Below are 18617 nucleotides of genomic sequence, written 5' to 3'. Positions count from 1 at the left end.
CCGGGATGGTCGTGCTGCGTGCTGCGTGCTGCGTGCTGCGTGCTGCGTGCTGCGTGCTGCGTCGTCCGTGGTGCGTGCTGCGTCGTCCGTGGTGCGCGAGTGCGTCGCCGAACGAGCGTATCGTGATGGTGACGACAGTCAACACTCCGCGATATCGTGACCCGTGCGACGGCCTCCGGCACCCGGGCGCCGCCGCACCGCCGCCACCCGGCCCCGACCGTGGAAGCGAGGGCGCGAATGCCCGCATTCTCACTCGATCCGGTACAGCGCGCCTGGTGCGAGGAGCTGCGCGCCCTCGCCCGCGACCGCCTGGCGCCGCTCGCCGAGCAGGGCGAGCCCGGTCGGGTGAACCGGCCCCTGGTCGCTGCTCTCGGTGAACTCGGCCTGCTGAAGCGCCTCTTCGAGGCCGGTGCCTTCGAGCTGTGCCTGCTGCGCGAGTCCCTCGCCTACGCCTGCACCGAGGCGGAGACCGCCCTCGCCCTCCAGGGGCTCGGCACCTCCCCCGTGGTCCGGGCGGGCACCGACGCCCAGCGGGCGCGCTGGCTGCCCGAGGTGACCGCCGGGCGGGCCGTGGCCGCCTTCGCGCTGAGCGAGCCGGGCGCCGGGTCCGACGCCGGGGCGCTCGCCCTGCGGGCCGACCGGGACGGCGACGGCTGGCGGCTGAGCGGTGAGAAGTGCTGGATCTCCAACGCCCCGGAGGCCGACTTCTACTCCGTCTTCGCCCGCACGTGTGAGGGCGCCGGCCCGCGCGGCATCACCGCCTTCCTGGTCCCCGCCGACCGGCCGGGCCTGACCGGCAGCGCCCTGGAGATGCTGTCCCCCCACCCCATCGGCGCCCTCGCCTTCGACGGCGTCCCCGTCGGCCCCGAGGACGTCCTCGGGGAGCCCGGGCGCGGCTTCGGCGTCGCGATGGACACCCTGAACCTCTTCCGCCCGAGCGTCGGCGCCTTCGCCGTCGGAATGGCCCAGGCCGCCCTGGACGCCACCCTCGCGCACACCGAGCGGCGCACGGCCTTCGGCGGCCCGCTCAAGGACCTCCAGTCGGTCGCCCACACCGCCGCCGAGATGGCCACCCGCACCGAGGCGGCCCGGCTGCTGGTCTACGCGGCGGCCTGCGCGTACGACGAGGGCGACCCCGAGGTGCCCCGGCGCTCCGCGATGGCGAAGCTGCTGGCCACCGAGACCGCCCAGTACGTGGTGGACGCGGCCGTCCAGGCGCACGGGGCCGCCGCCCTGCGCCGCGGGCATCTGCTGGAACACCTCTACCGCGAGGTCCGGGCGCCGCGGATCTACGAGGGTGCCACCGAGGTCCAGCGCACCATCGTCGCCAAGGAGCTGTACGCGGCGCGGGCGGCGGCGACCGCGTCCGCGGCGCGGCCGGAAGCCGAGGAGGCCGTCCGATGAGTCTGCACCGGCACAACCCGGCCGAACTGTCGCCCCCGACCGGCTTCTCGCACGCCGTCACCGCCTCGGGCACGCGGATCGTGTTCCTGGCCGGCCAGACGGCCCTGGACGGGGAGGGCAAGGTCGTCGGCGCGGCCCTGCCGGAGCAGTTCGAGACCGCGCTCACCAATCTGCTCGCCGCCCTCGCCGCCGCCGGGGGCACCGCCCACGACCTCGCCCGGGTCACCGTCTATGCGACCGACGTCGAGGACTACCGCGCCCATGCCGTGGAACTCGGCCGGATCTGGCGGCGGCTGGCGGGCCGGGACTACCCGGCGATGGCTGTGATCGGGGTGGTGCGGCTCTGGGACGAGGAGTGCCTGGTGGAGGTGGACGGCGTCGCCGTCCTGCCGTGAGAACGCCGGCCGGGCCCCGGTCAGGGGCACGAAACCGCCGGTCAGAGGCGTGATCAGGGACGTGTCATGATCGACTGGTGACCCCCGGGGGCGGGGCTTAACGTCGAGAAGTGGACGGGACCGTTCACGCCTCTGGCACGCGGACCGGACCCCGCGCAGGGGCCATCCGGCACCGAGGCACGATGCGTCATGACGACTCCGCAGCAGCCCGTTTCCGCGACGCGCGACTCCGCTCCCGGCAAGGGCGGCGGGCACGGGATGGCCCTTCTGGTCATCGCCTCCTGCCAGCTCATGGTGGTTCTCGACATCACCATCGTGAACATCGCCCTCCCGCACATCCAGACCTCGCTGGACTTCTCCACCACCAGCCTGTCCTGGGTGGTCAACGCCTACACGCTCACCTTCGGCGGGCTGCTGCTGCTCGGCGGCCGGGCCGGTGACATCCTCGGGCGGCGGCGGGTGTTCATCTTCGGCGTGCTGCTCTTCGTCATCGCCTCCCTGCTCGGCGGGCTCGCCCAGAACGGCGGCCAACTCCTCGCCGCGCGCGCCCTCCAGGGCGTCGGCGGGGCGATCGCCTCGCCGACCTCGCTGGCCCTGATCACCACCACCTTCAAGGAGGGGCCGGAGCGGAACCGGGCGTTCGGCGTCTTCGCCGCGGTGTCCGCGGGCGGCGGCGCGATCGGGCTGCTGGCGGGCGGGATGCTCGTCGAATGGCTCGACTGGCGCTGGGTGTTCTTCGTCAACGTACCGATCGGCCTGCTGATCATCCTGGCCACGCCCCGCTACATCAAGGAGTCCGAACGCCACCCGGGCCACTTCGACATCCTGGGCGCCCTCACCTCCACCCTCGGCATGGCCTCCCTGGTGTACGGCTTCATCCGGGCCGGGCAGGACGGCTGGCGGGACCCGCTGACCCTGGCCTCCTTCGGCGTCGCCGTGATCATGCTGGCCGCCTTCATCACCGTCGAACGCCGCTCCCGGCAGCCCATCACCCCGCTGCACATGTTCGCCGACCGCAACCGCGCGGGCACCTACGGCATCATGCTCTGCCTGGCCGCGGCCATGTTCGGGATGTTCTTCTTCCTCACCCTGTTCGTCCAGGACGTGCTGGACTTCAGTCCGCTGCGGGCCGGTCTCGCCTTCCTGCCGGTGAGCGTGATCATCGCGATCGGCGCGGCCACGGCCTCCCAACTGCTGCCGAAGTACGGGCCGAAACCCTTCATGGTCACCGGCGCCCTGCTGGCGGCCGGCGGCCTCGGCTGGCTGACGCTCACCGACGTCGACTCCACCTACGCGGGCAGCATCCTCGGGCCGATGCTGGTCTTCGGCCTCGGCATGGGCCTCCAGTTCGTCTCCCTGACGCTGATGGCCCTCTCCCGGGTGCCCGTGCACGAGTCGGGCGCCGCGTCCGGGCTGCTCAACGCCACCCAGCAGGTCGGCGGGTCACTGGGCCTGTCGATCCTGGTCACCGCCTTCGGCACGGCGAGCGCCAACAAGGGCGAGGACCTGGTCCCGGCCTTCCTCGCCGAGGCCACCCCCGCCCAGCGGCTCGCCTTCGAGCGGACCGGGCAGCTCCCGCCGCCCTGGGCCGACCAGGTCCTCAGCTCGGGCATCTCGGCCGCCTTCGTGGTGGCGGCCTGCTTCGCCGTCGTCGCCGCGCTGGTCGCGCTGCTGGTCATCCAGGTGCGGCCGGACGACCTGGAGCGCCTCAAGGGCGACGCCCCGTCCGCGGCCCCCTGACCGGCCGGCGTTTCCGGGTGCCCCGACGCACGCGCCGGCGTTTCCGGGTGTCCCGACGCACGCGCCGGCGTTTCCGGGTGTCCCGACGCACGCGCCGGCGTTTCCGGGTGTCCCGACGCACGCGCCGCCGTTCCGGGTGTCCCGACGCACGCGCCGCCGTTCCGGGTGTCCCGACGCACGCCGCGGGCCCCCGGAGTGCCCGGGAGCCCGTGGCGTCGTGCGACGGGGTCAGCTCATCGAGGACGGGCCGACGGACGCGGACGGCCTGTCGCGGCCACCCGCCGCCATCATCGCGAGACCGCAGAGCAGCGCCACGGCGCCGACGATCACGTTGTTGACGATGGTGCGGGTCGTGTCGACGGCTCCGGACACGATCCACGGCGAGAGGATCGTGAACGCGCCGATCGCGCACGCGGCCCAGGCCATCGCGTGGGTGCGCTCGTAGGCGGAGGCGAAGCCGCCCATGCAGACGCAGTACGCGATGCCGAGGATCAGGTTGGTCACGGCCAGGGTGGTCAGGCCGCTGAACCCGGCGATCCAGGGGGACGCCGCCAGGTAGACGCCGGTGAGCAGCGCCAGTGCTTCGACGGACTGGGCCCTCGGGTTCGATGTCGCCCGCTCGAAGCGGGACCGCATCTCGGCCACGTCCGGGTGTTGTTCGATGTCGGTACGGGTGGTCATGGTGGGCCGCCTCCTGCCAGCAGCCTTATGTGTCCTTTATCTCCATGGAACGCCTCTCCCGTCGCCGGGTCAATGGGTGAAAGGTGACGATTCATGTGCTTTCGGGTATTGGGGCGGGCGTCTCCCGGACGGCCTCCACCAGCCACATCCGCGCGTCCCCCACCCGCTCCGGATCCGTCAGTTCCGGGACCGGGCGGCCGTGCCGGGCGGCCAGCTCCGACTGCGGGGTGACCGTCGCCGTCCAGCCGTGGCCGGCGAGCCAGCCGCGCGGGTCCTCCAGCGTGGACCGCCACGCGGCGCCCACCTTCCGCAACCTCTCGTGCACGGCCCGCAGTTGCGGCAGCTCGGTGTAGGCGTGGTTGACGTGCTCGATCGCCAGCCGGCTCCCCGGCGCGGACAGCGATCCGATGCGCCGGGCCAGGCGGTCGTTGTCGGCGGGCTCCAGGTACATCATGAGGCCCTCGACCAGCCAGGCCGTCGGCACCGAGGCATCGAAGCCGGCGGCCAGCAGGTCCGCGGTCCACTCCTCGCGCAGGTCGGCGTGGACCGCCGTCCGCTCGCAGGAGGGCTCGGCGCCCCGCACTCCGAGCACCGCCTCCTTGAACGCCATCAGACCGGGCAGGTCGATCTCGAAGACCCGGAAGCCGTCCGGCCACTCCAGCCGGAACGCCCGGGTGTCCAGGCCCGCCGCGACGAGCACCGCCTGGCGGCAGCCCGCCTGCGCCGCGGCCCGGAACCAGTCGTCGAAGTAGCGGGTCCGCAGGACGAAGTGGCCCTGGTTCAGCCGGCCCGCCTCGGCGACCTGGATCCAGCCGACGGCGTCCACGAACGACTGCGCGTACGGGTCGGCGAACAGCCGGTCCGGCCGGGCGTCCTCGGTCGCGCGGGCCTGGGCGACGATCACGGCCGTGCGGCTGACCCCGCTGGTGGGTCGGGTGTCGGTGGTCATCGGTGGCTGTCCTCCTGGTGCCCGGTGCCGGTGGGGGGCGCACCGAAGTCGGTGTCCATGGTCAGTCGGTAGGTCTTGCGGTAGACCAGCCGGTCGAAGGCCACCCGCATGAACGCGTCACGCAGTAGGCAGACGGCCGGGTTGTGCCGGCTGCTGAGCACGCCGTTCGTCCGCGAACGCCGGGCCACCCGGGCGGTGCGGGCGATCCGGCGGCGCTCATAGGCGGCGAGCGCCGCGGCGGGACCCGAGCCGGTGCCGGCGGCGGTCGCGAGGCACTCGGCGAGCACCACCGAGCCCTCGATCGCCTGGTTGGCGCCCTGGCCCAGGTTGAACGTCATCGGCTGGGCCGCGTCCCCGACCAGGGTCACCCGGTCGGTGCTCCACCTCGGCACCGGGTCGCGGTCGTAGATGCCGACCGGCAGGACGTCCGCCTCCGGGCCGGCCGCGATCAGGGCGGGCACGGGGTCGGGCCAGTCGCCGAACTCCCGCAGCAGCGCCGCGCGCAGCCCGGTCCCGAGCGGGGACGCGGCACTGCCGATCCGCCGCCCGGTCCGGTCGTCGAGCACCGCGTCCCAGTACACGGACCCGTCGCCGAGCCGGTAGTACACGAACCAGGTGCCCTCGCCGAAGGTGTTGACGAAGACGCCCTCCGGGATCGCGTCCAGGACCCCGCCCGGGACCCCGCCCGGGACGCCCTCCGCGCCCGGGGAGACGATTCCCTGACAGGCCGTCATGCCCGCGTACCGGGGCGGAGGTTCGCTCGGCATCAGGACCCGGCGGACGGTCGAGCGCAGCCCGTCCGCCCCGACCAGGACCCCGCCCCGGACCTCGCGTCCGTCGTCCAGGCGCACCGTCACCCCGTCGGCGTCCTCGGTGAAGCCCGCGCACCGGGCGCCGAGCACCAGGTCGTCGCCGACCAGCTCGCGGAGCATGCCGTGCAGCGCGGGCCGGGAGACCGTGTACGCCGGGGCGCCGTACCGCCGCGCCCCGTCCGCCACCGACCAGTCCGCGAGGGAGCCGGTGCGGCGGGACCGGAACCGGTAGCGCAGCAACTCCGCCCCGACCGCGTCCAGTTCCTCCTCCAGGCCGATCGCGCGGAGCGCGAGGACGGCGTTGTGCCAGACGACCAGTCCGTTGCCGGCCGAGGCCGCGTCGGGGGCGGGGGCGCGTTCGTACGCCGTGGCGCCGATCCCGGCGGCCCGCAGGGCCAGCACGGTGGTCAGCCCGGCGATCCCGCCGCCCATGACGATGACCTCGTTCCGGTCGTCGGCCATCGCGATCTCCTCCGGTGGGTGTGGACGGTGCGGGGGTGGGGTGGTCTCTGCGTGGTGCCGTGCGGCGCGGCAGAGGGTGGTGCCGGGTGCGGGGGGATACCGCGCCGCACCGACCGGAACGCTAGGCGGGGCACCGCCCCGGCGTCTTCCGGCGCGGGGACGAACCCGGCCCCCACCCGCGGGGGGAAGCGCCGTTGTCCGCGCGGGGGAGACGGCCGGCCGGCGGGAGGAGGACCCCCGGCGGCGGGGGGAGGGTCTCCCCCCGCGTGAGGAGACCCGATCTCGCCCGGCGGCCGGAAGACCCGAGCGGGGCTCCACCGGCACTCTGGCCGGGGCCGGTGCTCGCCGGCCGGTCCGCCGCAGGGCCGGCCCCCGATCCCCCGGACCCCTCACGCCCAGACCCAGCCCCAGACAAGCCAAGTCAGACAAGCCAAGCCAGACAAGCCCAGCCCCAGAGAAAGGGCTCCCATGGAGCGTTACGCGATCAGCTTCCAGGTCAAGCCGGGAACCGAGGCGGTGGTCCGGGACCTGCTGGCCAACTACACCCCGCCCGAGAGGGTCACCCCCGACGGCGCCCGTCTGCTCGGCACCTCCATCTTCATGAAGGACGGCCTGGTCGTCCGCATGATGGAGATCGACGGCAGCCTGCCCCGGGTGATGGCCCACCTGGCGCGGCAGCCCGCGATCCAGGAACTGGAGCGCAAGCTCGACGAGTTCCTCGTCGAACCGCGGGACCTCTCCTCGCCCGCCGGGGCCCGCGCCTTCTTCCAGAAGGCGATGATGGAGCACGTCACCACACGGGTGGCGGTCTTCGAGGAGCAGGACGCGTGAGCGCGCCCCGCACCCCGCTCGCGCCCGACGCCCCGCTCGCCCCCCGCACCCTGCTCGTCACCGGCGCCACCGGCAGGCTCGGCGAGGCGACCGTACGGGCCCTCGCCGAGCGCGGCGACCGGCTGCTGCTCACCGGCCGCAACACCACCCGCCTCGCCGAACTGGCCCGCACCGCCGCCGCCTCGGGCGGACCGGGCGAGGTCGGCGTCCTGGCGGCCGACACCACCCGGCCCGGCGACGCCCAGCGCGCCGCGGCCGAGGCGGTGGCCCGCTACGGCTCCCTGCACGGACTGGTGCACCTGGTCGGCGGCTTCGCGGTCGGCCCGCTGATGCTCACCGAGGTCGCGGGCTACGAGGAACTGCTGCGCGCCAACCTCCTCTCCGCGGTGGTCGCCACCCAGGCGGTGCTGCCGCATCTGACGGAGGGCGGCCGGCTCGTCTACTTCGGCACCCCGCTGGCGGACGAGCCGCTGGCCGGGATGTCGGCGTACGCGGCGAGCAAGGCGGCCCTGGTCACCTGGATGCGGGCGGTCTCCCACGAGGTGAAGGGCCGGGGCATCCACGCCAACGCGATCTCGCTGACGCTGGTGGAGACCCCGGAGCTGCGCAAGGAGCTGCCGCACGTCGACCCCTCCCTCACCGTCGAGGCCGAACTGGTCGCGCGCGCCGTGCGCTTCCTCACCGGGCCGGAGTCGGACGGCATGTACGGCAGCGTCGTGCCGGTCGTCGGACGGTTCGGCTTCACCTCGGCCCTGGCGGGCGGACCGCCCCCGGGCGCCGGGGGACCGCCGCCCGGAGCGGGCGGGCGGGCCCGGTGAGCGCGGCCACCGGGCACGGGGGCGCGCCGGCCGCCGGCGCCGCCCGCGTCGTGTTCCTGATCCGCGTCCCCGCCGACCGGCAGCGGGACTTCCTCGACGCCTACGAGGAGATCCGCTTCCAGGTCGCCCGGGGAGTCCCCGGCCACCTCCGGGACCAGGTCTGCCGCTCCGCGACCGACCCCGAGCAGTGGCTCATCACCAGCGAGTGGCGCGACCTCGCCGACTTCGAGACCTGGGAGAGATCCCCGGAGCACCGGGACCTGGTGAAGCCCATGCGCGACTGCTTCACCGAGGCCCGCTCGCTCCGCTTCCGCATCCACACCACCACAGACGGGGGAACAGCCATGTCACCGACCGGCTCCACGACCGAGGGACTCGCACCGACCGGCGCCACGACCGGCGGACCCGTACGCGGCGAACTCACCGGGATGCTCACGGCGGTGGGCCTCGACCCCGAGCTGGGCGAGGCGGTGTACGCGACGACCTTCGAGGCCCTGGGCCTCGACTCGCTCGCCCGCGTCGAGCTGGCCAGCCGCATCAAGAGCCGCTACGGCATCGACATCGAGGAGGAGATCACCGCCGGCAGCACCCCCGCCGAGGTCGAGGGTCTCATCGGCACCCATCTGTCCGCCACGGTCTGAGAACGAGGGTCCCACCATGATCGGCCACACCGACAACGTCATCGACATCGACGCCCCGCTCGGCTTCGTCTGGGAACGGACGAACGACCTCCGCGGCTGGCCCGAACTGTTCTCCGAGTACGCGAAGATCGACATCCTGGAGGAGACGGCCGGCTCGGCCGTCTTCCGGCTCACCATGCACCCGGACGAGCAGGGCCGGGTGTGGTCCTGGGTCTCCGAACGGCACTGGGACCGGGACTCCCGCGTGGTCCGCGCCAGGCGGGTGGAGACCGGCCCGTTCGAGTTCATGAACATCACCTGGACCTACGAGGCCCTCGGCCGGGACGCCACCCGGATGCGCTGGATACAGGACTTCCACATGAAGCCGGACGCGCCCCTGGACACCGCGGCCATGACCGACCGCGTCAACCGCAACAGCGCGGTGCAGATGAAGCTGGTCAAGCAGCGGGTGGAGCGCGGCCGGCAGGTGGTGGTCGCGATGGACGAGGTGCCGTCGAACACCCGGCGCGGCGGCGATCTGCGCACCTTGCTCGCCCCGCCGAACGCGGGGACCTCCGCCGGGTTCTGCGGGGCGGTCCGGCTGGAGCCGGGGGAGGGCGTCTCGGAGCACTACCACCCCTACTCCGAGGAGTACCTGTTCGTCGCCCGGGGCCGGCTCCGGGTGGACCTGGACGGTGAACCGGTCGCGGTCGGTGCGGAGCAGGCGCTGCACATTCCGCGGAACGTCCGCCACCGCCTGACGAACACGGGCTCCGAACAGGCCCTCGTCGTCTTCCAGATCGGGCCCCTGGCCCCGGAACCCCACCTGGGTCATGTCGACACGGAGCCGTACCCGGGCGAAACGGTCCTGCCGGACCGGCCGGTGGGGAAGGCCCCGGGCCCGGCCGGCGCGTCCGCCACCGCCACCGCGGCCGCACCCGGCGGTCCGGCCGGGCACGCGTCCGGCGGCGGCGCCGAGCCCGGTCCGGTCGGCCGGAGCTCCCCCGCCGAGCCCGTGCCCGGCGCGCACACCGTGCCCGCCGTCCCGTTGCCCGCCGCGATCACGGACGGGCCGGCCGGCTGGACGGCGGTGGGGCGGTGAGCGGCGCCCGCGCACCCCGCCGGGCCGTGGTGACCGGCATCGGCGTCATCGCGCCCGGCGGGTCCGGCCGGGAGGAGTTCTGGGCGCGGATCACCGGCGGCAAGTCCGCCATCCGCACCGTCACCTGCTTCGACCCGGCCCCGTTCCGCTCCCGGATCGCCGCCGAGTGCGACTTCGTCCCCGGGGAGCACGGCCTGACGCCCCGCGAGATCCGGCGCACCGACCGCTTCGCGCAGTTCGCGCTCGCCGCCGCCGCGGAGGCCGTCGAGGACTCCGGCCTGGAACCCGCCGCCGACCCGGACCGGGTGGGTGTGACCCTCGGCTCCGCCGTCGGCGCCTCGATCACCCTGGAGGACGAGTACGTGGTCGCCAGCGACCACGGCCGCGAGTGGGAGGTCGACCCGCGGCACTCGATGCCTTTCCTCTACCAGGCGCTGGTCCCCTCCAGCGCCGCCGCCGAACTCGCCGTGCGGTTCGGCGCGCACGGCCCGGCCGCCGTCGTCTCCACCGGCTGCACCTCCGGGATCGACGCCATCGGCCACGCCCTGCGGCTGATCGAGGACGACGAGGCCGATGTGATGATCGCGGGGGCGTCCGACGCCCCGATCACGCCCATCACCGTGGCCTGCTTCGACGCGATCCGGGCCACCAGCCCGCTCAACGACTCGCCCGAGCTGGCCTCCCGCCCCTTCGACGCCGACCGGAAGGGGTTCGTCCTCGGCGAGGGCTGCGCGGTCCTGGTCGTGGAGGAGCTGGGGCACGCCCTGGCCCGCGGGGCCCGGATCTACTGCGAGATCGCGGGCTACGCGGCCCGGGCGAACGGCTTCCACATGACCGGGCTGCGCCCCGACGGCCGGGAACTCGGCGAGGCGGTCAGGGACGTGATGGCCCAGGCCCGGCTGAACCCCGAGGACCTCGGGTACATCAGCGCGCACGGCTCGGGCACCAAGCAGAACGACCGCCATGAGACCGCCGCGTACAAGTACGCCCTCGGCGACGCCGTGCGCCGGGTGCCGATCAGCTCGATCAAGTCGGTGATCGGCCACTCGCTCGGGGCGATCGGCTCCATCGAGATGGCGGCCTGCGCGCTCGCCATCGACCGGGGCGTGGTGCCGCCGACGGCGAACCTGGAGACCCCCGACCCGGAGTGCGACCTCGACTACACCCCGCTGACCGCGCGTGAGGTGCGGGTCGACCACGCGCTCTCCGTGGGCAGCGGGTTCGGCGGCTTCCAGTCCGCGATGGTGTTCTCCCGGCCGGCGGAGGACGGCCGGGCCCGGGGCCGCGGCGGCACGGAGGGCAGAGCGGCATGAGCACACCACGACGCAGCGTCGTCACCGGCATCGGCGTGGTCGCGCCCACCGGCACCGGCGTCCGCGAGCACTGGGAACGCACCCTGGAACGGGTCTGCCGGATCGGCCCCGTCGAGGACTTCGACACCTCGCGCTCCGCCGCCCGGCTCGCCGGACAGGTGACCGGCTTCGACGAGAAGGAGCACGTCGACAGCAAACTGCGGGTGCAGACGGACCGCTGGACCTGGATGGCCCTGGCCGCCGGCCGGCTCGCCCTGGACGACGCGGACCTGGACCCGGGCAGCCACGACCCCTTCGACCTGTCGGTGGTGACGTCCAGTTCCTCGGGCGGCAACGCCTTCGGCCAGCGGGAGATCCACCACCTCTGGAAGGAGGGCCCGCACGCGGTCACCGCCTACCAGTCGATCGGCTGGTTCTACGCGGCGAGCAGCGGCCAGCTCTCCATCCGCGAACAGCTCAAGGGCGCCTGCGGGGTGCTGGTCGCCGACGGCGCGGGCGGTCTCGACGCCCTCGCCCAGGCCCGCCGGCTGATCGCCCGCGGCACCGGCGCCGTCGTCGTCGGCGGCACCGAGGCGCCGCTGTCGCCGTACGCGATGGCCTGCCACGCGGGGCAGCACGGGATCACCGCCGAGGCGGACCCGGCCCGCGCCTATCGGCCGTTCGCGCCGGACAGCCCGGGGCATGTGCCGGGCGAGGGCGGGGCGCTGCTGGTCGTCGAGGACGCCGACTGGGCCGCCCGCCGGGACGCGCCCCCGCCGTACGCGGAGGTGCTGGGCACCGCGTCGACCCACGACGCCCACCACCCGGCCGAGCCCGCCCCCGACCACCGCCGGCTCGCCCGCGCGATCGGCCTGGCCGTCGAACGGGCCGGTCTGACGCCCGACCGGGTCGACGTGGTCTTCGCCGACGCCTCGGGCGACCGCGAGCTGGACCGGCGTGAGACGGACGCCCTGGTGGAGGTCTTCGGCCGCCGCGCGGTGCCCGTCGCGGTGCCCAAGACGGCCACCGGGCGCCTGAACTCGGGCGGCGCGGCGCTCGACCTCTCCTGGGCGGCGCTCGCCCTCGCCCACGACACCGTCCCGCCGTCGGTGAACCTGACCGCCCGGCCGGACGACGACCTGGACGTGGTGACCGAGGCCCGGGAGGGCGCCGGACTGCGCACCGCCCTGGTCGTCGCCAGGGGCACCGGCGGCTTCAACTCGGCGGCGGTGCTGGCCGTTCCGGAGAGCGGCCGCCGCCGGCTCTGATCGACGGTCACCGGAACGCCGGCCACGGGCCGGGAGACGCCACCGCGTCTCCCGGCCCGTCCGCGTGCCCGGGGCGACCCGTCAGGACACCACGTCCTTGCGGGCGAAGCCCCGGAACGCCAGGGCGGTGAGCACCACCGCGTACGACCCGGACACGACCAGCCCCTCGACCATCCCGGACCACTCGATCCGGGGTTGCAGGGCGTCCGTCCAGGCGTACTGGCGGTGCGTCGGCAGCAGGGCGCGGGCCTGGCCCAGGGCCGTGACCGCGTCCAGGATGGTGGAGACGATCGTCAGGCCGACGGCGCCGCCCACCGCGCCGAGCGGCGCGTCCGTCACCGTCGACAGCCAGAACCCGAGAGCGCCGACCACCAGCAGGCTGCCGTACACATAGCCCGTGACCACCGCCATCCGCCACAGGACCTCGGAGGCGGGCAGCGCCCCGCCGTCCGGGAGACGGACCTCGCCCCAGCCGTAGGCGGCCGTCCCGGCGGCCAGCGCCACGGCCGCGAACAGCACCACCGCGAGCGCGCCGAGGCCGAGGGCCACGGCGAGTTTGCGCAGCAGCAGCCGTGCCCGGGGCACCGGGGCGGCCAGCAGATACCGCAGGGTCGACCAGCCGGCCTCCGAGGCGACCGTGTCCCCGCAGTACAGGGCGACGACCACGGGCAGCAGGAAGCCGGTCGCCGCGAACAGCACGAAGGCGGCGAAGTTGGGCCCGGACCCGGTGGCCAGCGGGACCAGGCCGGGGCTGCCGCCGTCGTCGTCGGCGGGCGCCCCGCCGATCGCGAACGCGGCGAGCAGCACCAGCGGGAGGGCGGCCACGAGGCCCAGCGAGACGAGGGTGCGCCGCCGCCGCAGCTGGCGGACGGCCTCCACCCGCAGCGGCAGGGTCCGGCCGGGGCGGTACCCCACGGCCCGCCCGGCCGCTTCCCGGCCCACCGCCGTCCCGGGGCGGTCCGTCGCGGGTCCGGTCGCTGTGGGGCCGTCCGTCGCCGGTCCGGCCGCCGCGCCTTCCGCCGGCCCGGGGCCCGTCGCGGGTCCGGTCGTCGTCGGGCCGCCCGCCGTGGCCTCGGCTGCCGTGGTTCCCGGTTCGGCGGCTCCGGGGGCCGTGGGTCCGGTCATCGTGCTCCTCCGATCAGCGCCAGGAAGGCGTCCTCCAGGCGGCCGTACGGTCCCGCGCCGGCCACCGCCACGTCCCGCCGCACCAGTTCGGCCAGCAGCTCCGGCGCGGCCATGCCGTCGAGCCGCACCAGCAGGCCCTCGCCCGTGGCCCGCGCGTCGCCGACGCCGGGCAGCGCCGCGACGGCGGCGGCGAGTTCCGCGTCCGCCGGCGCGGCAGTGGCGACCAGCAGCCGGTCACCGCCGGTGATCTCCGCGACGGGGCCGGCCGCGATCAGCTCCCCGCGGTTCATGACCACCAGATGGGTGCAGCACTGCTCCACCTCCGCCAGCAGGTGGCTGGAGACGACCACACTGCGTCCGCCCGCCGCGTACCGCGTCAGCACGGCCCGCATCTCCCGTATCTGCGCCGGGTCCAGGCCGTTGGTCGGCTCGTCGAGGACCAGCAGGTCGGGCAGGCCCAGCATGGCCTGGGCGACGGCGAGGCGCTGGCGCATGCCCTGCGAGTAGGTGCGCACCGCGCGGTCCAGCGCCGGGCCGAGACCGGCGACGGCCAGCGCCTCCGCCGTGTGCGCGTCGGCGGCCGGACGCCCGGTGGCCCGCCAGTACAGATCGAGGTTCTGGCGACCGGTCAGATGCGGGAGGAAGCCCGCGCCCTCCACGAACGAGCCCAGCCGGGAGAGCACCGGGGCGCCCGGCCGCACCGGGTGCCCGTAGATCCGCAGTTCACCGGCGTCGGGGCGGATCAGGCCCATCAGCATCCGCAGGGTGGTCGTCTTGCCCGCGCCGTTCGGGCCGAGGAGGCCGACCACCTGGCCGCGCCCGACGGTGAACGACAGGTCCCGCACGGCGTACCCGCCGCCCGCGCCCTTTCCGCCGGTGCCGCGGTAGCGCTTCGTCAGCCCGCTGATCGTGAGCAGCACCTCCGCGAGCGCCGGGTCCGGGGCGGGCGTGCGGCCGGGGCGGCGGCTGAGCAGCAGCGCCGCGGCCACCCCCAGCGCCGCCACCGGCAGCGGCACGATCCACCACGGCAGCGTGCCCGCCGCCCCCGCCCGCAGCTCCGGCACCACCGGCACGGCGAGCTCGCCCGCCCGGAGCCGGAAGACGGCCGGCTCCGCGGGCGTGGCGAAGCCCAGGTCGGTGGCGGAGACGACGACCCGCAGCCGGTGGCCCGCCTCGAAGCGGTGGTCCAGGGCCGGCAGGGCGACCCGCGCCGTCCCGCCCGCCGCCACCCGGACCGGCGCGGTGATCCGGCGCGGCAGGCTCTGCCCGCCGTCCGGCGCCACGTCGTACAGCGTGGCGAAGAGCACCGCCTCGCCCTCCGCGCGGACGGTGAGGTCCACGGACGGCGCCCCGGTCATCTGGAGCGGGGCGTCCAGCGGCGGTCCGGTGAATACGGCGCTGTGCACCGGGGCGCCGAGCGCCGGGCCCTGGCCGAGCGCGCCGGGAAACCGGCTCAGCGCGCCGAGACCGGGCACGGCGGTGACGGCCGGCGGGGTGCCGCCCGCCGGCCGGGCCAGGGTCCGCTCCCCGCCGTCGAGTGCCAGGGTCCGCCGCTCGGTCCCGCCGAGGCCCGGGTAGCGGTCCCCGGTCACCTCGCGCAGCACGGCCGTGCCGTCCTGCGCGTCGGTGCCGGCGGCCCGGCTGATCCGGAAGGCGGGCCCGCCGCCGCTGCCGTCGCCCCGGAGATGGGCGTCGAACCAGGCGGCGGTGCGCGCGTCGGTGCGGGCTCCCTCGCCGCCCTCGTCCCCGCTGTCGTGGCCGCCGGAGACCCAGTCCACGGCCACGGGCGCGCCGCCCCGGGCGAGCGCGCGGGCCATGGCGTCCGACTGGTCGAGCGGGAAGAGGGAGTCCGTCTGTCCCTGGACGAGGAGGGCGGGGACGGAGATCCGCTCCGCGTACGCGGCCGGGCTGCGGGTGCGCAGCAGGTCCCGGGTGCGCGCGTCGGCCCGGCCGGAGACGGCGGAGCGCTGGAAGGCGGCGCAGACCTCCGGGGTGAACCGGCCGCACTGGGGGTCGCGCGGGTCGGTCAGCCCCTGGCCGAAGAAGACCCCGGCCCACAGGCGTTTGAAGACGCCCTGCGGGAACAGCGCCTCGTTGAGGTCCCAGTAGCCGACCCGGGGCACGATCGCGTCGATCCGGTCGTCCGCGGCGGCGGCGAGCAGGGTCAGCGCCCCGCCGTAGGAGGCGCCGGTCATCCCGGCGACCGGGTCGCCCGTGCCGTCGAGCCGGACCTCGGGCCGGACGGCGAGCCAGTCCAACAGCCGCGAGACATCGGCCACTTCGGCGTCCGGCGCGTTCAGCCCGATGCGCCCGCCGGACGCGCCGAAGCCGCGTGCGGACCAGGTCAGCACGGTGTACCCGGCGCGGGCGAGGTGTTCGGCGCGGCCGCTCTCGCCGTCCTTGGAGCCGCCGAAGCCGTGGGCGAGCAGGACGGCGGGGCGTCTTCCGCCGCCCGGCAGGACATGGAGGGAGGCGTCCAGGACGGCCCCGCCCGCGCCGGTGATCCGGTGGTCGGACCGGTGGACGGCGGGCGGGTCGTCGGCCGCGAGGGTCCAGGTCAGGGCCGCGGCGAGGAGCGCGAGGGCCACGGCGCCCGCCACCGCCCGCGATCTGCGTATCCGGCGTGACTTCATGGTGTTTTTCCCTCTGTCGAGGCGGTGTTCGGGCACAGCGTTCGACACAGCGCGGACCGGGCTCCGGCCCTCCGCGGGCCGGTCGCCGGTCGCCGGTCGTGTGGGGTCAGTGGCCGGTCGTGCTCAGTGGTCGGATGTCAGTGGTCGGTGGCGGCCGCCGCCGGATGACCGTCGTCGCTCATCGGCAGCAGGACCCGGAAGGTCGCGCCCTTCCCCGATCCGGGGTCCACCTCGGCCTCGCCCCCGTGGGCCTTCGCGACCGCCGCGACGATCGCGAGGCCGAGACCGGAGCCCTCCTCACGGCGTCCGCCGGGGAGTTCGGTGGCGCGGGTGCGGGAGGGGTCGGCCCGGTAGAAGCGTTCGAAGACGTGCCGTGCCTGTGCGGTGTCCAGCCCGGGACCTCGGTCCGCCACGTCGACGAACGCCCGGGCGCCGGCCCCGTCGCCGGTCCGGCCGACCCGCACCTGCGCCTCGGTCCCCTCCGGGGTGTGGTGCCGGACGTTGGCCAGCAGATTGACCAGCACCTGCCGCAGCCGGTCGGCGTCCCCGGGGACCACGACCGGGGCGCCGGGAGCCGTCTCCAGGAAGAGCGGGCGGTCCGGCGCGAGCACCCGCGCGTCGTCGACCGCCTCCGCCGCCAGCGCGCCCAGGTCGACCGGTTCCCGGGCCAGCGGCAGTCCCTGGTCGAGCTTGGCCAGCAGCAGCAACTCCTCGACCAGCAGGCCCATCCGGCGTGCCTCGGACTCGATACGGGCCATCGCCCGGGCCAGGTCGTCGGGCCGCTGCGACGCCCCCCGGCGGAACAGCTCCGCGTAGCCGCGGATCGTCGCGACCGGGGTGCGCAGCTCGTGCGAGGCGTCGGCCACGAAGCGGCGCAGCCGGTCCTCGGTGCGCCGCCGTTCGGCGAAGGCCGACTCGATCTGGCCGAGCATCGCGTTGAGTGCCCGGCCGAGGCGCCCCACCTCGGTCCGCGGCCCGGCCTCCGGCACCCGGCGCGCCAGGTCCCCGTCGCCGATGGCGGCCGCCGTGACCGCGATCGACTCCAGCGGGCGTAGCCCGCGCCGTACCGCACGCCAGGACAGCAGGGTGACGGCGAGCAGGGCGGCGACGGCCGAGGTGGCGGCCACCACGGCGGTCCGGGAGACCAGTTCGTCCGCGCCGGCGGTCTTCATCCCGACCAGCAGCATGCCGTCGGGCAGCCGGGAGACGTGCAGCAGCCAGTCCGGTCCGCCGTCGGCCCCGGCCACCCGGTGGAAGGTGCCGCCGGACGGGTCGGCCCCGGTCGCCCGGTCCGGCCAGAGCCCGGACGGCAGGGTGCGGGGGAGGTCGGGCCGTGCGCCGAAGCCGGTGGTCTGCCGGATCTCGCCGTCGGCCGTGCGGAGCTGGAAGAAGGAGGGGATGTCGCCCTGCCGCGCCGACGCGTGCCAGACGGCCGCGAGGGGGCCGCCGTCGTCCACCGGTATGGCGAGCGCCGCACCCGGCGGCCCGGTGCTCCCCGTCCCGGCGTCCCCGGCGTCACCGGCCTCCCTGGCGTCACCGGCCTCCCCGGTCGGCGCCGTCCCGGCCGACGCCCCCGCCCCGCCGCGTTCCCGATCACGGGCCAGGTCCTCGTGGAGCTGTGTCGCCACCGCCGCCAGCAGCTCGTCGCTCTGGTCGCTGCGCCAGTCCTGGAGCGCGCCGAAGGTCGCGCCCACGGAGATCACCATGCCGAGGGTGAGCAGCCCCGACAGGACCAGCACCAGCCGGGTGCGCAGGGTCATCGCCGGTCCGCCGCACCGCCGGACTCCGTCTCCTGCACCCGGACGACGTAGCCGATCCGGGGCACCGTCTGGATCAGCGCCGGCTCGAAGGCGTCGATCTTGCGGCGGAGATAGGAGATATACGTCTGCACCACCGCGTCGCTGCCGCCGAAGTCGTACTCCCACACATAGTCCAGGATCTGACGCTTCGACAGCACCCGGCCCGCGTGCGAGACCAGGAAACGCAGCAGCTTGAACTCGGTGGGCGTGAGGTCCACCGGCACACCGTGGCGGCGCACCTCGTGCGCCTCGTCGTCGATCTCCAGGTCCGCGAAGGTCAGCCGGGTGCGCTCCTCCGGACGCGCGGTGCGCCGCAGCACCGCCCGGATACGGGCGATCAGCTCCTCCAGACTGAAGGGCTTGGTGACGTAGTCGTCGCCGCCGACCGTCAGACCGGCGATCTTGTCCTCGGTGGAGTCCCGGGCGGTCAGGAAGACCACCGGCGCCTCGCAGCCCGCGTGCCGCAGTCTTCGGGTGGCGTCGATCCCGGAGCCGTCCGGCAGCATCACATCCATCACGATCAGATGCGGACGGAACGCCTCCACCTGGGCGGTGGCGGCACTCCCGGTACCGGCCACCGCCGTCTCGAACCCCTCGTAGCGCAGGGCGGTGGCGACGAGGTCGGCGAGATAGTTCTCGTCGTCGACGACCAGGACACGCAGCGTCGTAGAAGTCACCCGCCCAGT

General features: G+C 75.0%; 16 protein-coding genes. 9 read left to right on the top strand and 7 right to left on the bottom strand.

All coding sequences use genetic code 11. The annotated features are described in order from the left end of the window. Window positions 1-237: 237 nt before the first annotated feature. The 3 genes from ABZ457_RS02270 (at window position 238) to ABZ457_RS02260 (ending at window position 3539) form a co-directional block, all read left to right on the top strand. Window positions 238-1404 carry an acyl-CoA dehydrogenase family protein gene (locus tag ABZ457_RS02270; RefSeq protein WP_359152937.1) on the top strand — a complete coding sequence of 389 codons (1167 nt, stop codon included), beginning with the start codon at window positions 238-240 and terminating at the stop codon, window positions 1402-1404. Further along, complete coding sequence (locus ABZ457_RS02265) at window positions 1401-1799, top strand: RidA family protein (RefSeq protein ID WP_359152935.1); 399 nt, start codon at window positions 1401-1403, stop codon at window positions 1797-1799. The genes ABZ457_RS02270 and ABZ457_RS02265 overlap by 4 nt, the downstream gene beginning before the upstream one ends. A 189-nt stretch (window positions 1800-1988) precedes the next feature. Then, window positions 1989-3539 carry an MFS transporter gene (locus ABZ457_RS02260; RefSeq protein ID WP_359152933.1) on the top strand — a complete coding sequence of 517 codons (1551 nt, stop codon included), beginning with the start codon at window positions 1989-1991 and terminating at the stop codon, window positions 3537-3539. Window positions 3540-3767: 228 nt separating this feature from the next. Here the strand turns inward: ABZ457_RS02260 and ABZ457_RS02255 are convergent, their stop codons facing one another. From ABZ457_RS02255 to ABZ457_RS02245, 3 genes are all read right to left on the bottom strand, one after another. Next, window positions 3768-4220, bottom strand: a complete 453-nt coding sequence (locus ABZ457_RS02255; protein ID WP_359152931.1) for an SPW repeat protein — start codon at window positions 4218-4220, stop codon at window positions 3768-3770. A gap of 91 nt (window positions 4221-4311) precedes the next feature. Next, window positions 4312-5169, bottom strand: a complete 858-nt coding sequence (locus tag ABZ457_RS02250; protein ID WP_359152929.1) for an SAM-dependent methyltransferase — start codon at window positions 5167-5169, stop codon at window positions 4312-4314. Then, window positions 5166-6443, bottom strand: coding sequence for an FAD-dependent monooxygenase (locus tag ABZ457_RS02245; protein WP_359152927.1), 1278 nt, complete (start codon window positions 6441-6443; stop codon window positions 5166-5168). Before ABZ457_RS02245 ends, ABZ457_RS02250 begins: the two co-directional genes overlap by 4 nt. A 468-nt stretch (window positions 6444-6911) precedes the next feature. Here ABZ457_RS02245 and ABZ457_RS02240 point away from each other — a divergent pair, with 468 nt between their 5' ends. From ABZ457_RS02240 to ABZ457_RS02215, 6 genes are read left to right on the top strand one after another with little or no spacing between them, the layout of a single operon-like run. Further along, window positions 6912-7274: a SchA/CurD-like domain-containing protein gene (locus ABZ457_RS02240; protein ID WP_359152925.1), complete on the top strand. Its 363-nt coding sequence runs from the start codon at window positions 6912-6914 to the stop codon at window positions 7272-7274. Beyond that, window positions 7271-8092, top strand: coding sequence for an SDR family oxidoreductase (locus ABZ457_RS02235; RefSeq protein ID WP_359152923.1), 822 nt, complete (start codon window positions 7271-7273; stop codon window positions 8090-8092). Before ABZ457_RS02240 ends, ABZ457_RS02235 begins: the two co-directional genes overlap by 4 nt. Then, window positions 8089-8733, top strand: a complete 645-nt coding sequence (locus ABZ457_RS02230) for an antibiotic biosynthesis monooxygenase (protein ID WP_359152921.1) — start codon at window positions 8089-8091, stop codon at window positions 8731-8733. Before ABZ457_RS02235 ends, ABZ457_RS02230 begins: the two co-directional genes overlap by 4 nt. Before the next feature lie 16 nt (window positions 8734-8749). Beyond that, entirely contained in the window at window positions 8750-9814 is a 1065-nt protein-coding gene (locus ABZ457_RS02225; RefSeq protein WP_359152919.1) for a cupin domain-containing protein, read from the top strand. Further along, window positions 9811-11127, top strand: a complete 1317-nt coding sequence (locus ABZ457_RS02220; protein WP_359152917.1) for a beta-ketoacyl-[acyl-carrier-protein] synthase family protein — start codon at window positions 9811-9813, stop codon at window positions 11125-11127. Before ABZ457_RS02225 ends, ABZ457_RS02220 begins: the two co-directional genes overlap by 4 nt. Further along, entirely contained in the window at window positions 11124-12374 is a 1251-nt protein-coding gene (locus tag ABZ457_RS02215) for a beta-ketoacyl synthase N-terminal-like domain-containing protein (protein ID WP_359152915.1), read from the top strand. Before ABZ457_RS02220 ends, ABZ457_RS02215 begins: the two co-directional genes overlap by 4 nt. Before the next feature lie 81 nt (window positions 12375-12455). Here the strand turns inward: ABZ457_RS02215 and ABZ457_RS02210 are convergent, their stop codons facing one another. From ABZ457_RS02210 to ABZ457_RS02195, 4 genes are all read right to left on the bottom strand, one after another. Beyond that, a complete protein-coding gene (locus ABZ457_RS02210) occupies window positions 12456-13499 on the bottom strand; it encodes an ABC transporter permease (protein WP_359152913.1) in 1044 nt (347 codons plus the stop codon). Continuing rightward, window positions 13496-16132 carry an alpha/beta fold hydrolase gene (locus tag ABZ457_RS02205; protein WP_359152911.1) on the bottom strand — a complete coding sequence of 879 codons (2637 nt, stop codon included), beginning with the start codon at window positions 16130-16132 and terminating at the stop codon, window positions 13496-13498. The genes ABZ457_RS02210 and ABZ457_RS02205 overlap by 4 nt, the downstream gene beginning before the upstream one ends. 137 nt (window positions 16133-16269) lie before the next feature. Beyond that, a complete protein-coding gene (locus ABZ457_RS02200) occupies window positions 16270-17892 on the bottom strand; it encodes a HAMP domain-containing sensor histidine kinase (RefSeq protein WP_359152910.1) in 1623 nt (540 codons plus the stop codon). Next, window positions 17889-18608, bottom strand: coding sequence for a response regulator transcription factor (locus ABZ457_RS02195; RefSeq protein ID WP_359152908.1), 720 nt, complete (start codon window positions 18606-18608; stop codon window positions 17889-17891). The genes ABZ457_RS02200 and ABZ457_RS02195 overlap by 4 nt, the downstream gene beginning before the upstream one ends. Window positions 18609-18617: the final 9 nt, after the last annotated feature.

The organism is Streptomyces sp. NPDC005805, assembly GCF_040630445.1.
GTDB lineage: Bacteria > Actinomycetota > Actinomycetes > Streptomycetales > Streptomycetaceae > Streptomyces.
This window is presented reverse-complemented; position numbering and strand designations above follow the sequence as displayed.

Coding starts and splice junctions, on each gene's coding strand:
- ABZ457_RS02270 (WP_359152937.1), top strand. CDS start 238: ATGCCCGCATTCTCACTCGATCCGGTACAGCGCGCCTGGTGCGAGGAG.
- ABZ457_RS02265 (WP_359152935.1), top strand. CDS start 1,401: ATGAGTCTGCACCGGCACAACCCGGCCGAACTGTCGCCCCCGACCGGC.
- ABZ457_RS02260 (WP_359152933.1), top strand. CDS start 1,989: ATGACGACTCCGCAGCAGCCCGTTTCCGCGACGCGCGACTCCGCTCCC.
- ABZ457_RS02255 (WP_359152931.1), bottom strand. CDS start 4,220: ATGACCACCCGTACCGACATCGAACAACACCCGGACGTGGCCGAGATG.
- ABZ457_RS02250 (WP_359152929.1), bottom strand. CDS start 5,169: ATGACCACCGACACCCGACCCACCAGCGGGGTCAGCCGCACGGCCGTG.
- ABZ457_RS02245 (WP_359152927.1), bottom strand. CDS start 6,443: ATGGCCGACGACCGGAACGAGGTCATCGTCATGGGCGGCGGGATCGCC.
- ABZ457_RS02240 (WP_359152925.1), top strand. CDS start 6,912: ATGGAGCGTTACGCGATCAGCTTCCAGGTCAAGCCGGGAACCGAGGCG.
- ABZ457_RS02225 (WP_359152919.1), top strand. CDS start 8,750: ATGATCGGCCACACCGACAACGTCATCGACATCGACGCCCCGCTCGGC.
- ABZ457_RS02215 (WP_359152915.1), top strand. CDS start 11,124: ATGAGCACACCACGACGCAGCGTCGTCACCGGCATCGGCGTGGTCGCG.
- ABZ457_RS02210 (WP_359152913.1), bottom strand. CDS start 13,499: ATGACCGGACCCACGGCCCCCGGAGCCGCCGAACCGGGAACCACGGCA.
- ABZ457_RS02205 (WP_359152911.1), bottom strand. CDS start 16,132: ATGAAGTCACGCCGGATACGCAGATCGCGGGCGGTGGCGGGCGCCGTG.
- ABZ457_RS02200 (WP_359152910.1), bottom strand. CDS start 17,892: ATGACCCTGCGCACCCGGCTGGTGCTGGTCCTGTCGGGGCTGCTCACC.